The sequence below is a fragment of the Allobosea sp. GW822-FHT03F07 genome, from assembly GCF_058801345.1.
Genome location: NZ_JBXAND010000001.1, coordinates 1,134,155 through 1,147,391 on the forward strand (window position 1 = coordinate 1,134,155; position 13,237 = coordinate 1,147,391).

At 65.7% G+C, this 13,237-nt stretch carries 14 protein-coding genes; 3 read left to right on the forward strand and 11 right to left on the reverse strand.

Annotated features, from left to right (window positions below; translation table 11 throughout):
- Positions 1-98: 98 nt before the first annotated feature.
- From leuD to kynA, 9 genes are all read right to left on the reverse strand, one after another.
- Positions 99-701 (reverse strand): 3-isopropylmalate dehydratase small subunit, encoded by a 603-nt coding sequence (leuD, locus tag AC1RMY_RS05415; protein ID WP_492862927.1) that lies wholly within the window; start codon positions 699-701, stop codon positions 99-101.
- A gap of 2 nt (positions 702-703) precedes the next feature.
- Complete coding sequence (locus AC1RMY_RS05420; RefSeq protein WP_492862928.1) at positions 704-1,351, reverse strand: hypothetical protein; 648 nt, start codon at positions 1,349-1,351, stop codon at positions 704-706.
- Between the two features lie 20 nt (positions 1,352-1,371).
- Complete coding sequence (locus AC1RMY_RS05425; protein ID WP_492862929.1) at positions 1,372-1,848, reverse strand: DUF6644 family protein; 477 nt, start codon at positions 1,846-1,848, stop codon at positions 1,372-1,374.
- A gap of 6 nt (positions 1,849-1,854) precedes the next feature.
- The gene (locus AC1RMY_RS05430; RefSeq protein ID WP_492862930.1) at positions 1,855-2,199 is read right to left on the reverse strand and encodes a DUF6152 family protein; all 345 of its coding nucleotides are present in this window, start codon (positions 2,197-2,199) and stop codon (positions 1,855-1,857) included.
- A gap of 70 nt (positions 2,200-2,269) precedes the next feature.
- Positions 2,270-2,902, reverse strand: a complete 633-nt coding sequence (locus AC1RMY_RS05435; RefSeq protein ID WP_492862931.1) for a LysE family translocator — start codon at positions 2,900-2,902, stop codon at positions 2,270-2,272.
- Positions 2,903-2,905: 3 nt separating this feature from the next.
- Positions 2,906-3,373 carry a metallopeptidase family protein gene (locus tag AC1RMY_RS05440; protein WP_492862932.1) on the reverse strand — a complete coding sequence of 156 codons (468 nt, stop codon included), beginning with the start codon at positions 3,371-3,373 and terminating at the stop codon, positions 2,906-2,908.
- Positions 3,373-3,618 (reverse strand): hypothetical protein, encoded by a 246-nt coding sequence (locus tag AC1RMY_RS05445; RefSeq protein WP_492862933.1) that lies wholly within the window; start codon positions 3,616-3,618, stop codon positions 3,373-3,375. The genes AC1RMY_RS05440 and AC1RMY_RS05445 overlap by 1 nt, the downstream gene beginning before the upstream one ends.
- Positions 3,619-3,782: 164 nt before the next feature.
- Positions 3,783-5,201 carry a 3-isopropylmalate dehydratase large subunit gene (gene leuC / locus AC1RMY_RS05450; protein ID WP_492862934.1) on the reverse strand — a complete coding sequence of 473 codons (1,419 nt, stop codon included), beginning with the start codon at positions 5,199-5,201 and terminating at the stop codon, positions 3,783-3,785.
- A 355-nt stretch (positions 5,202-5,556) separates the two neighbouring features.
- A complete protein-coding gene (kynA, locus tag AC1RMY_RS05455; RefSeq protein WP_492862935.1) occupies positions 5,557-6,405 on the reverse strand; it encodes a tryptophan 2,3-dioxygenase in 849 nt (282 codons plus the stop codon).
- A gap of 88 nt (positions 6,406-6,493) precedes the next feature.
- On the opposite strand from kynA, the gene AC1RMY_RS05460 reads away from it, so the two are divergent.
- Positions 6,494-7,675 carry an aminotransferase class V-fold PLP-dependent enzyme gene (locus AC1RMY_RS05460; protein WP_492862936.1) on the forward strand — a complete coding sequence of 394 codons (1,182 nt, stop codon included), beginning with the start codon at positions 6,494-6,496 and terminating at the stop codon, positions 7,673-7,675.
- A 96-nt stretch (positions 7,676-7,771) separates the two neighbouring features.
- Here AC1RMY_RS05460 and rplS read toward each other — a convergent pair whose 3' ends face one another.
- Positions 7,772-8,167 carry a 50S ribosomal protein L19 gene (gene rplS, locus AC1RMY_RS05465; RefSeq protein WP_492862937.1) on the reverse strand — a complete coding sequence of 132 codons (396 nt, stop codon included), beginning with the start codon at positions 8,165-8,167 and terminating at the stop codon, positions 7,772-7,774.
- A gap of 206 nt (positions 8,168-8,373) precedes the next feature.
- Here rplS and AC1RMY_RS05470 point away from each other — a divergent pair, with 206 nt between their 5' ends.
- Positions 8,374-9,162 carry an SDR family NAD(P)-dependent oxidoreductase gene (locus tag AC1RMY_RS05470; RefSeq protein WP_492862938.1) on the forward strand — a complete coding sequence of 263 codons (789 nt, stop codon included), beginning with the start codon at positions 8,374-8,376 and terminating at the stop codon, positions 9,160-9,162.
- A 31-nt stretch (positions 9,163-9,193) separates the two neighbouring features.
- Here AC1RMY_RS05470 and AC1RMY_RS05475 read toward each other — a convergent pair whose 3' ends face one another.
- Complete coding sequence (locus AC1RMY_RS05475) at positions 9,194-10,078, reverse strand: aminoglycoside phosphotransferase family protein (RefSeq protein ID WP_492862939.1); 885 nt, start codon at positions 10,076-10,078, stop codon at positions 9,194-9,196.
- A gap of 985 nt (positions 10,079-11,063) precedes the next feature.
- Here AC1RMY_RS05475 and AC1RMY_RS05480 point away from each other — a divergent pair.
- Positions 11,064-13,142, forward strand: coding sequence for an elongation factor G (locus tag AC1RMY_RS05480; protein ID WP_492862940.1), 2,079 nt, complete (start codon positions 11,064-11,066; stop codon positions 13,140-13,142).
- Positions 13,143-13,237: the final 95 nt, after the last annotated feature.

The window sequence follows — 13,237 nt, forward strand, 5'->3', positions numbered from 1 at the left end:
TGCTCGGGCGAAGACCCGAGCATCTACGTCTTGAACACCGCCCTCGACGAAGGAAGGCGTGGATGGTCGGGACAAGCCCGACCATGACGGTGAAGGCATCACGCCCAGGCGCGCTGCTTCAGCTTTTCTTCGAAGGCCTCGATCTTGGTGGCCTTCTCCATGGTCAGGCCGATGTCGTCGAGGCCGTTCATCAGGCAGTGCTTGCGGAACGGGTCGATGTCGAACTTCACCGTTCCGCCGTCGGGGCCTTTGATCTCCTGCTTGTCGAGATCGACCGTCAGCGTCGCGTTCGAGCCGCGGTCGGCATCGTCGAACAGCTTCTCGAGGTCTTCGGGCGAGACCACGATCGGCAAAATGCCGTTCTTGAAGCAGTTGTTGTAGAAGATGTCGGCGAAGCTCGTGGAGATCACGCATCGGATGCCGAAATCGAGCAGGGCCCAGGGGGCATGCTCGCGCGAGGAGCCGCAGCCGAAATTATCGCCGGCGACCAGAATCTCCGACTTGCGATAGGCCGGCTGGTTCAGCACGAAATCGGGGTTCTCCGAGCCGTCTTCCTTGTAGCGCATCTCCGCGAAGAGCGCCGTGCCGAGCCCTGTGCGCTTGATCGTCTTGAGATACTGCTTGGGGATGATCATGTCGGTGTCGACATTGATCACCTTCAAGGGCGCGGGCGTCGAGGTCAGCGTGGTGAAGGGCTGCATAGCTAGGCTTTCAAACTTCTCGGCCAGGAAGGTCGCATAAGAGGATCGGCCTGGTGCGGAGGGAACCCATCGGGCAAGTTCTTTATCTCGTCCGAACTGAGGCGAGAGGCATGCTCCAGAATTTTGGCTTCAAGCTGACGCTCAATTGGATCGATAACGACTTCCAAGAGGTACTGAAAATGCGTGATGGCGTCCAGTCTCGTCGCCTCCGACATTAACGAGGCAAACACACCGCCGCCGAATATGCCTCTGACTGACGCGCCGCCCGTCTGTTGGTCGATCGCTACGGAAATTGCCGGCGACAGCAACTCGTGTCCACTTGCGAAATGCGCAATTTGCTTGCTTGCTAGGTCGATAAGCCGTTGGTGGAGCCTAGATCGATCAGAGTGAGCGCCTTCGAGGTCCAATTCTATCTTGTATTTTCGTGTTCCGGTATTGAACGCTCTCCGATAGTGAACCAATCCGGCGGTTGCATACGCATAATTCTTGTAGTCATCGGGCCGAAAATCTAATTTAAACAGATTGTTGCAGTTGAAATTTTCAAAGCAAAATTTCGCAAACTTAATATCTGTCTTGATTGTTTGAATGTCATTCAGGTGGAATGCTTCGTCTATTGCTAATATTTTTGGGATTATCGTCACATTCGCCATTATTTTGTTTCCAATATTGCTTAAATATAGGCGATGTAGCGCCCGGCCGCGGCGACGCCGAGCCAGATGATCAGCGAGAGCGCGGCCGGTACCCGCGCGGCGCGGGCGGTCATGCCGGGATAGCCGCGTTTCAGTGCCCGCTCCATCCAGATCACGTTCAAGAGCCCGATCGCGATCAGCGCGAGCTTGATCTGGAAGGAGGGGTTGCGGATGGTCGCGCTCGCCTCGGGCGTGAACAGGATGACGCCGCTGGCGAACAGCACGCAGAAGGCGCCGATCGCGACGGGCCGGAAGCGGCGAATGACAGCCTCCGTTGCGTCCTCGCGCAGTGCGTCGAGAATGCGCAGATCCATGATCGCCACGCTGGCGAAGAAAACCAGCACCGCCAGGACATGGACGACATTGGCGATCGGATAGATCAGCACGGCGTCACGGATGGCGAAGCCGAAGGCCGAGCGCTCGAGCGTCTGCAGAATGGCGATGCCGGCATGCTCCACGCGGGCTCACCTCAGCTCGAAGCGCTTGCCGGCGACCTCGATCCATTCCGCCCGCATCTCGCCCGGCTTGACGCGACTGGGATAGCCATAGGCGGTGATCGTCGTGCCGACCTTGATCAGGTCCTGCACGGCGCCGCGTGCCTGCATGCGCGAAGGCGGGGCGAGGGTCAGTTCCCACTCCTTGCCGTCGGCGGCGATGTCGGCATGGACATGCGGGTTGACGTATTCGAGCGTCTTGATCGGCCCGGTCAGCGTCACCGGGTTCTGGGCGTCATAGGAGCCCCAGCCGTGATGGGCGAGGGCGGCCGCGGGCAGGGCTGCGGCCAGGGCGGCGAAAGCGAGGCGGCGCATGGGCGATCTCCGCGTTCGTATGCGGAGGCAGAGGTTAGAGCCGTTCGAAGCGGCGTCAATGCGACGCCGTTCACAGTTGCGCGGTCAGGAGCTTGAAGCTGGCGAAGGCGAAGAAGGCGGCGAGGACGGCTTCCGCCCGGCGCCGGATCCGGCGATAGCCCGCGATCATCGGGGCGCTGGAGAACAGGACGGCATAGCCCTGGTTGATCGCGAGCGAGATCAGCCCGCAGCCGATGACGATGGCATAGGCGAGCAGCGCCGGTGCATCGGGACGCAGGCCGAGCGCGATGATCGCGGTCCAGCTCAGGATCGCCTTGGGATTGGTGATGTGCATGAGATAGCCGCGGATGAAGGTGCGGCGCCCCGAGACGGCGGCCTTGGGCGCCGGCATGTCCGCCTGCATGGCCGAGCGAGCCGAGCGCCAGGCCAGGAAGAGCAGATAGAGCCCGCCGACGATCTTGATGGTGTAGAGCGCGCCGGGATGGCCGGCGATCAGGGTCGAGACGCCGATTGCGGCGAGGACGCCCCATGTCAGGGAGCCGGCGGTGACGCCGAGCGCCAGCGTCATGCCGGCGCGGCGGCCACGCTCCATCGAGGTCGCCATGACCGCGAGATTGCTCGGGCCGGGACTGGCGACCGCCAGGATGAAGGCGGAATAGACCAGCGTCAGGGCCGGCAGGTGGCGGATCAGTTCGTCGAGCATTGTCTAGCGTTCCGGCTCTGTATCGACACTCGCTTCGATGGCTTCCATGTCCTCGTCCGAGAAGCCGAAATGGTGGCCGATCTCGTGGACCAGAACATGGGTAACGACGCCGCCGAGCGTCTCGTCGTTCTCCGACCAGTAATCGAGGATCGGGCGGCGATAGAGATGGATCGTGTTGGGCATCTGGCCGGTCTGCGGGGCATAGCCCTGCTGCGGCAGACCGATGCCGGTGAACAGGCCGAGGATGTCGAAGGGGCTCTCGGCCCCCAGTTCCTTGCAGACGTCGTCCTCGGGAAATTCGGTGACGTTGAAGATCACGTCGGCGCAGAGCGCGCGGAATTCCTCGGGCAGGCGGTCGAAGGCGGCCTGGGCGAGTTCCTCGAAATCTGCGAGGGAAGGGGCCTTCGTACCGTCCCAGCCGGAGTTGGGAGAGCCTGCTGACACTGCCTTGATGGCCGGAACGCTGCCCATCACCAGACCTTGAGCTGGTGCCCGAGCCACCAGGCCAGCACGATCACGCCGATCAGCGACAGGAAGCGGCCGATGCGCCGGCCCCAGAGTTCGATCCTGTCGCCTTCCGGCGCGTCCCGGCCGCTGAAGTGATCAGCCGCCCGGCCCATCGAGGAGCCGAGCAGGCTTTCGCTGTCGCGCTTGACGCGCTCGAGCGCCGCCTTCGCTTCGGCGGCACGGGCGGCTTCGCGGGGATCGGTGCTCATTGCAAGGCTCCTGAAATCGCTCTGCACCGAACCACACCCTCATCCCGGGCTTGACCCGGGATCCATCATAGGGCGCCGGAGCTGTACAATGGATCCCGGAGCTGCGCGGCTTCGCCGCTTGTCCGGGATGACGTGCGGACCAATATCGAGCCACTCGCCATTGCTCAGCCCAACTGCCTCACATCGACGAAGTGGCCAGCGAGCGCTGCGGCTGCGGCCATCTGCGGCGAGACCAGGTGAGTCCGGCCGCGATAGCCCTGGCGGCCCTCGAAATTGCGGTTCGAGGTCGAGGCGGCGCGCTGGCCAGGCTTGAGCTGGTCGGGATTCATCGCCAGGCACATCGAGCAGCCGGGCTCGCGCCATTCGAAGCCGGCCGCGAGGAAGATCTTGTCCAGCCCCTCGGCCTCGGCCTGCTGCTTCACCAGGCCGGAGCCCGGCACGATCATCGCATAGTCGAGCGAGCCCGCGATCTTCTTGCCCTCGACGATCTTGGCGACGGCGCGCAGATCCTCGATGCGGCCATTGGTGCAGGAGCCGATCCAGATCACGTCGAGCGGGATATCGGTCATCTTCGTGCCGGCGGTCAGGCCCATATAGTCGAGCGCGCGCTGCTTCGAGATGCGCTTGGTCTCGTCCTCGATCAAGGCGGGGTCGGGCACGCTGCCCGCGACCGAGATCACGTCCTCCGGCGACGTGCCCCAGGAGACGATCGGCGGCAGGTTATTGGCGTCGAGCCGGACGATGCGGTCGAAATGGGCGCCTTCGTCGCTGTAGAGCGTCTCCCAATAGCGCAGGGCCTCGTCCCAGGCCGCCCCCTGTGGCGCCTTCGGCCTGCCCTTGAGATAGGCATAGGCCTTCTCGTCGGGCGCGACCATGCCCGCGCGGGCACCGCCCTCGATCGACATGTTGCACAGCGTCATGCGGCCTTCCATCGAGAGAGCGCGGATGGCCTCGCCGGCATATTCGATGACCGAGCCGGTGCCGCCGGCCGTGCCGGTCTCGCCGATGATCGCGAGCGTGATGTCCTTGGCGGTGACGCCCTTGGCGAGCGTGCCGTCCACCTGGACGCGCATGTTTTTCGCCTTCTTCTGGATCAGCGTCTGGGTCGCGAGCACATGCTCGACTTCCGAGGTGCCGATGCCATGCGCCAGCGCGCCGAAAGCACCATGCGTCGAGGTGTGGCTGTCGCCGCAGACGATCGTGGTGCCGGGCAGGGTGAAGCCCTGCTCGGGTCCGACGATGTGGACGATGCCCTGGCGGATATCGAGCTCGTTGAAGTATTCGACGCCGAAGTCTTTCGCGTTCTTCGCGAGAGCCTCGACCTGGATCCGGCTCTCCTCCTCGGTGATGCCCTTGGAGCGGTCGGTCGTCGGGATGTTGTGGTCGACGACGGCGAGCGTCTTCTCAGGCGAGCGGACCTTGCGGCCGGTCATGCGCAGGCCCTCGAAGGCCTGCGGGCTCGTGACCTCATGGACGAGGTGGCGGTCGATATAGAGCAGGCAGGTGCCGTCCTCCTGCCGGTCGACGACATGGTCGTCGAAGATCTTGTCGTAGAGCGTGCGGGGTGCGGAAGTCGCGGTCATGGCGATAAGCCTCGATGTCTTGAAATCGGTCTGAAATTCGGAAGGCCGGCTGCCGGAGCCGGCGCGCGCGTCGCATTCGCCTGTCGCCGGCCCATCGGCCGGTCTCAGGCGGGGCTAAGGCCCGCGGCGATCGAGGCGGTGAAGCGCCCGAAGAAGCGCCAGGGCAGCCGGGCATGGTCATGCAGCGCGGCGAAACCTTGCGTCGTGGGAATGCGTCGCATGTTCGCTTCACGGCGAACAACGCAGAGCCTGCCATCCTCGACTGCACGGAGCGCGATCATGGGCCTGTCTCTATCAGTTCCAGACTGGCCGGGCAATGTATCGCCAGGGCATGGCAGCCTGCCCGCGGCCGCCATCAAAGCTGCCCGCGCAGCTCCCAGAGTTCGGGGAAGAAGCTGCGTTCGAGGGCCGTCCTGAGAAACTGCACGCCGGAGGAGCCGCCGGTGCCGGTCTTGAAACCGATGATGCGTTCGACCGTCTTCATGTGGCGGAAGCGCCATTGCTGGAACTGGTCCTCGATATCGACCAGTTCCTCGGCCAGTTCGTAGAGATCGAAATGGCTGCGGTTGTCGCGATAGATTCCGAGCCAGACATCGCGCAGCGCCGCGTCGAAGACGTGAGGCTCGCGCCAGTCGCGCTCGCGGCATTCCGCCGGCACGGGCAGGCCACGCCGCGCCAGAAGCAGGATCGCCTCGTCATAGAGGCTGGGCTCGCGATAGGCCTTTTCCAGCATGGCATGAGCGGCTTCGTGATGCTTGTGGACCGCGAGCATGCGCGGATCCTTGGCGCCGAGGCGGAATTCGAGTGCGCGGTACTGCCATGACTGGAAGCCGGAGGATTGGCCGAGCGAGGGGCGGAAGGCGAGATAGTCCGCCGGTGTCATGGTCGAGAGCACATCCCATGCCGAGACGAGCTGCGACTGGATGCGCGAGACGCGCGCCAGCGACTTGAAGGCGGGCGGTAACTCGTCGTTGCGGATCGAGGCTATGGCGCCCTCGATCTCGTGGACGCAGAGTTTCAGCCAGAGTTCCTGGACCTGATGGATGGTGATGAAGAGCGGCTCGTCCGGCGCGTCGCTCAGCGGCTTCTGGGCCGACAGCAGCAGGTCGAGCCCGAGATAGTCGCCATAGCTCATCTTCTCGCGGAAATCGGTGGTCATGCCGGCTTCGATCCGGCTCTCGGAACTTCCACCCTGCTGGGTCATGGCACGTTCTCCCCGGTGCAGGCTCGACAATCGATATTTTAAACTTAAAGTATTTGCCGTATCGCACAAGGTGGGAGCTTCGTCACGCATGACCGAACCGGCGTTTCCGCTCGATCTTACGCGCCACTTCTCCCGTTTCCGCGAGGCGGCCCTGGGGCGGCTGCATTTCGCGGCCCACAGCCATCATTTCTGGCCGGACGTGACGCGCGACGCCCAATTGCGGTGCTGGGACGACGCCGCCCGCCTCGTCGACGACAAATGGGAGGAGGTGCTGGGGCCGGTCTGGGGCCGGGTCTCGGCGGGGATCGCCCGGCATCTGAACTTGCCGTCGCCGGACTCGCTGGCGCTGGCGCCGAACACGCATGAATTCGTCAACCGCCTGCTGTCCTGCTGCGAGCCCGGCCGCACTGTGCGCATCCTGACGAGCGACGGCGAGTTCCACTCCTTCCGGCGCCAGACGCAGCGGCTCGCCGAGGAGGGGCTGGTCGAGCTCGTCGTCGTTCCGGCCGAACCGTTCGAAAGCTTCGCCGCGCGGCTGGTCGCCGCTGGGCGAGAGGCCGGCCGGATCGACCTCGTCTTCGTCAGCCAGGTGCTGTTCAACTCGGGCTTTGCCCTGACGGATCTCGCCGGGCTGGTCGATGCGCTCGCCGCGCCGGAGCGGCTCGTCGTGATCGACGGCTATCACGGCTTCATGGCGCGCCCGACCGACCTGTCGGCCATCGCCGATCGCGCCTTCTATCTCGCCGGAGGCTATAAATACGCGATGGGCGGAGAGGGGATCTGCTTCCTGCACAGCCCGCCGGGGATCGCCCCGCGACCGCGCGATACCGGCTGGTATGCGGCGTTCGGCGCGCTGGCGGGGCCGCAGGACGAGGTCGCCTATGCGCAGGGCGGCTGGCGTTTCATGGGCGCGACCTTCGATCCGTCGGGCCTCTATCGCTTGGACGCGGTGCTCGCCTGGATGGTGGAGCACGGGATCGATGCCGGTGTGGCGCAGGCCCATTCCCGAGCGTTGCAGGAGATGTTCGTCGCGGGCCTGCGCGAACTGCGCCATCCCGTGCTCGATCCCGCCAATCTCGTCGTACGGAGCGAGCAGCACGCGCGCGGAAACTTCCTCACCTTCCGGCACGAGCAGGCCGGGGACTGCTATCGCGCCCTGCACCGGGACGGCATCGTCACCGACATCCGCGGCGACCGGCTGCGCGTCGGTTTCGGGCTCTATCACAAGGCGGCCGATATCGCCGAACTTCTGACGCGGTTACGCGGCTGAGCGTCGCAACTCTCCACAACCCGGCCGAATCTCGCCGGAAAACAAAAACGCGGCCCCGAAGGACCGCGTCTGAAAGCTCTCGTGCTGGCGCCAGCCTTACTTGGCGGCGGCCTTGTCGCCCTTGGCCGGACGGGCCTCGACGCGCTCGGCGATGCGGGCCGACTTGCCGCGGCGATCGCGCAGGTAATAGAGCTTGGCGCGGCGCACCTTGCCCTTGCGGACGACCTTGATCGAATCGAGGTTCGGCGAGAACAGCGGGAAGACGCGCTCGACGCCCTCGCCATAGGAAATCTTGCGGACGGTGAAGCTCTGGTTGAGGCCGCCGCCGTTGCGGGCGATGCAGACGCCTTCATAGGCCTGGACGCGGCTGCGCTCGCCTTCCTTGACCTTGACGTTGACCTGGACGGTGTCGCCGGGCTGGAAGTGCGGGATCTCGCGGCCTTCGCTGAGCTTGGCGATCTGCTCTTTGTCGAGCTGTTCGATGATGTTCACGGGTCTCTCCAATTGCCGTTGTCGCGCTTGGCTGCGCGGGCGTTCGGCACGCTGTTTTCAGTTGAGTGCGCGGGCCATACAGGAGATGGCGGCGTTTGTCGAGCGGCTGTCGTGGCTGACGGCCGCCCGCCCGCCGGCTTGGCCGGTGGGCTGCGTCCGTGCATAGGCTTTACCCAACAAGAATGACAGCCACCGGGTCGGAAAACATGCCTCAGGACACCAGCAAAGTCGCCCTCGTCACCGGCGCCGCGCGCGGCATCGGGCTCGCCACAGCCAAGCGCTTCCTCGCGGAGGGCTGGCAGGTCGCGCTGCTCGACATCGACTGGCCGGCGCTGGAGGCCGCCGTTGCGGCACTCGCGCTGCCCGAGGATACGCTGGCGCTGGCCTGCGACGTTGCCGAGCCCGGCCAGGTCGAAACCGCTTTCGCCACGCTCATCGCCCGCTTCGGGCGGCTCGACGCGCTCGTCAACAATGCCGGCACCGCCGTGTTCAAGCCGGTGCTGGAGACGAGCCTTTCCGAATGGAACCGCGTGCTGGCGGTGAACCTCACCGGTCCGTTCCTGATGAGCCAGCTCGCTGCGCCCCTGATGGCCGATACCGGCGGCGGCGCCATCGTCAACATCACCTCGATCTCGGGCCTGCGCGCCTCGACGCTACGGGTCGCCTATGGCACCTCGAAGGCGGCGCTCGGCCATCTCACCAAGCAGCAGGCGGCGGAGTTCGCAGGCTTGGGCATCCGCGTCAATGCGGTCGCGCCGGGGCCGGTCGAGACGGCCATGGCCAAGGCGGTCCACTCACCCGAGATCCGCGCCGACTACCGCGACGCCATACCGCTCGCCCGCTACGGGCTGGAGGAGGAACTGGCGGCGGCGATCTTCTTCCTGTGCAGCGAACAGGCGAGCTACATCACCGGCCAGACGCTGGCCGTCGATGGCGGCTTCGACGCGGTCGGCATCGGGCTTGCGACGCTGCGGGGGGAGCGGCGGAATCTGTGAGGCGAGGGGCGGTTGCGACCCTTTGCAGGCCTTACGTTCCGCTGAACCGGCGATGGTCAGCGATGACCTCCGCTGCGGTCTTGCGAGCTTTTTCGATCGCGACATGGTCGCTAGCGGCATCCGTGAGGGTGATGAGAGCCTTCCAAAGCGCCCATCCGCGAGCGCGTCGCCAAGTATCGTGATCAAACGGAAGTTCGGCGCGAAACACGGCGCGGCTGTCGTCGGAAAACTCTGTCCACGCCATCACCAGATCGCAGGCGGGGTCACCGACTGCCGAACTTCCGAAATCAATGACCGCGTAGAGGTGGCCATTCTTTACCAGCAGATTGCCCGAAGCCACATCGCCGTGAACCCATAACGGCCGGTGGCGCCATTCCGATGAGAGCGCCGCAGCCCACACTTCGGCAGCGGATGTGGTATCCATGCTTGCCGAGAGAGCGGACAGGGCGGCTCGGGTTTCCGCATCATAGACGGCAAGACGCCCGCCACGGTGAAAGTTGTGGTTTCCTGCTGGCGGACCGCCGGTCGCATCGACGCGGTGGAGCGCAGCCAGAAACAAGGCCAGCGAGCGAGCAAAAGCAGGAAGATCAGCAATCAAACCCGTCGTCGCGGGGCGCCCCTCGAGCCATCGATAGATCGACCAAGACCAGGGATATCCTTCGGCCGGTGCACCCATCACCACAGGAACCGGCACCGGAAGAGGCAAGAGCGGGGCTAGCCGAGGCAGCCAGTGATGTTCTTTTTCGACTTGCGCGACGTAGCGTTGTGCGCTCGGCAATCGTACGGATAGTTCCTGGCCGAGCCGAAAGGTTCGATTGTCCCAACCCCCGGGGTGGACGGCTTCTATCGGCATCCCTGCATAGTGGGGGAACTGCGCTTCGATCAGCCGACTGACCAGTTCGACATCGATGATCAAGGCCGGCTATCCGTCTGAGTTGGACATCGCTTCTGCTATCGCCACCGACTTCGGCATCCGCCTCCAGCGGCTCGCGCCGCCATACTTATCACCGCTCCGTTTCGCGCGCCTATCCTTCACGCACCTCATCCCCGAGGGGCAGCCATCCGGAGGCACGCCGTTGGTCGGGATGGGGGCGGCGCCTGCGGCCGGGTTTGCACCCCGGACTCGGGAGGCTTTGGGGCAACCGCCCTGGGGGTACTAAGGCCCCTGTGCGAGGAGCTCGCTGGAACGGTCGATGGCATCAGGCCTTCGCCCCATGCCGGAGTAGACGCGACAAGGCGATGAGCCGAACTGGCGTCGAAACGGCTCGCGGTGGAGGATGGCTTTCGACCGGATAAGCGCGGCCCGAGGTCACAAATCGCCGACGAGCGGAGCGCCACGGGGCGTGCGGATGGTGGCTCAATCCATCCGCGCCGCATCCTGGCTCAATGGATGCGGCCCGATACCCTTGCGCCTCGCGGCGCTCCGCTGCCCCTCACCAACCGACGCGGAGACGCGGGCGGGGATTTGGCGTGCGCGGAGCCGCGACGCGAACCCCTCCCCCTCGTGGGGAGGGGAAGGGGTGGGGGGCGCAAGGCAGGGCTCGTTCCTGAAGGGAGACTCTGCCTCGATGCCGCTCCTTGATCCGGGCACTCCTCACCAAGCGGCACGCCCCCCACCCCTGCCCCTCCCCACAAGGGGGAGGGGTGCCCGCGCCCTGGCGGCCAGGCGAGTGCCTCTCCGGCTCGCTGCATCGCAGCGGAACTTTGTCTTGCCCCCGCCACCAAACGGCGCGAACCTGACGCCACGATCCCTCTTCGACGGCCGCCCGGCCTCGTCGGGCCGGTGCGACCGCCGCCCGTCCGGCGTGGGAGCATCGTCCGTCCCCGCCGGCTTCACGCCGCGCCCGAGCGTCGAGGCCTCGCCTCGCGCCCCTTCGCGGCCAGACCCGAAGGAGGACACCATGCCCGCAGCATCCTCGAACGGAGGCGCCGCCAATGGCGTGAGACGGCCGGGGCCGCGATGCATCGCCATCGTCGGCCCCTTCCAGAGCGGGAAGACCACCCTGCTCGAAAGCATCCTCGAACGCTGCGGCGCGCTTTCGCGGGCCGGTTCCGTCAAGACCGGCAACAGCGTCGGCGACGCCTCGCCCGAGGCGCGCTCCCATCAGATGAGCACGGATCCCAACGTCGCCAGCGTCGAATTCCTCGGCGAGCGCTTCCATTTCATCGATTGCCCCGGCTCGGTCGAGTTCCTGCACGAGATGCGCCATGTGCTGCCGGTGGTCGACGCCGCGATCGTCGTCTGCGAGGCGGATGACCGCAAGGCGCCGGCGCTCGAACTCGTGCTGCGCGAGCTGGAAGAAGCCGACATTCCGCGCTTCCTCTTCCTGAACAAGATCGACGCGGCGACGCGGCGCGTGCGCGAGACGATACCGATCCTGCAGCGCGCGTCGCGGACTCCGCTGCTGCTGCGCCAGATCCCGATCTGGCAGAAGGGCATTGCGATCGGCTTCATCGACCTCGCTCTGGAGCGCGCCTTCATCTACCGCGAGCATGCGCCGAGCGAGATCGTGCCGCTGGCTGCCGAAGAGGCCGGGCGGGAAAAGGAAGCGCGCTTCTCGATGCTGGAGCGGCTGGCCGATCATGACGACGCGCTGATGGAAGAGCTGCTCGGCGACATGGAGCCGCCGCAGGACCGCATCTTCGACGATCTCGCCCGCGACCTGCAGGATCGCCATGTCGTGCCAGTGCTGATCGGTTCGGCCGAGCGCGGCAACGGCGTGACACGGCTGCTCAAGGCGCTGCGGCACGAGGCTCCCAGGCTGGACGAGACGCGCGGGCGGATCGGCGTCGTCGCCGAAGGCGTGCCGCTGGCCCAGATCATGAAGACCTGGCATTCCGCGCATGGCGGCAAGCTTTCGCTCGCCCGTGTCCTGCGGGGGCGGCTGGCGGAAGGCGATGTCGTGACCTCGTCGGGCGGAGTCGAAGCCCGCATCGCCGGCGTCGTCGAGTTGAAGGGGCAGGAGCAGACGCGCCGTCCGGCTGCCGAAGAGGGCGATGTCGCGGCCTTCGCTCGGCTCGAAGGCGTCGCGACCGGCGAGGCGATCGCGCTCGGCAAGCTCAGGGCGCCGCTCGTCAGTACGATCGCCCCGCCCGAGGCCGTGCATGGGCTCGCGGTGGCGGCCAAGGACCGCAAGGACGACGTCAAGCTGACATCGTCACTGGCGCGGATCGCCGACGAAGACACGGCGCTGGCGATCGAGCAGTTGCCGGAACTCGGCGAACTCAGGCTGTCCGGCCAGGGCGAGATGCATCTGCGCGTCACGCTGGAGCGGCTGTCGAACCGCTATGGCGTGGCGGTGGAAAGCCGGCCGCCGCAGATCGGCTATCGCGAGACGATTCGCGGCCGTGGCAGTGCGCGCGGGCGGCATCGCAAGCAGAGCGGCGGCCATGGCCAGTATGGCGACGTGGTTCTGGAGGTCGCTGCCTTGCCGCGAGGGGAGGGCATCCGCTTCGTCGACCGCATCGTCGGCGGCGCAGTGCCGCGGCAATACATCGCCTCCGTCGAGGCGGGCATCCGCGACTTCTGCCGCAGCGGGCCGCTCGGCTTTCCGCTCGTCGATCTCGAGGCAACGCTGACCGACGGCTCCTATCACACCGTCGATTCCTCCGACATGGCGTTCCGCCAGGCGGCGCGAATCGCGATGGCCGAGGCGGTGCCCCAGGCCAAATCCGTGCTGCTGGAGCCGATTCTCGCCGTGGAGGTGGTCATACCCTCCGAGGCGATGTCGCGGGCCTCGGCCATCGTCTCGGCTCGCCGGGGACAGATCCTGGGTTACGACGCGCGGCCGGGCTGGCGCGGCTGGGACCAGATCAACGCGTTGATGCCGGAGGCGGAGATGGCGGGTCTGATCGTCGAACTGCGTTCGGCGACCTCGGGCGTCGGTTCGTTCAGTGCGCGCTTCGATCATCTCGCCGAACTCGCCGGCAAACCGGCGGATGCGATCGTCTCCGCCCATGCCCTGGCGCAGGCGCGCTAGGGCGGGGCGTCAAATCAGTTTACATATAAACCTTTAAACAGGTAAGAATTCGGCGGGCGCTTGCGCCCGCCGAAGCTGTTCCGCAGTGTAGGATC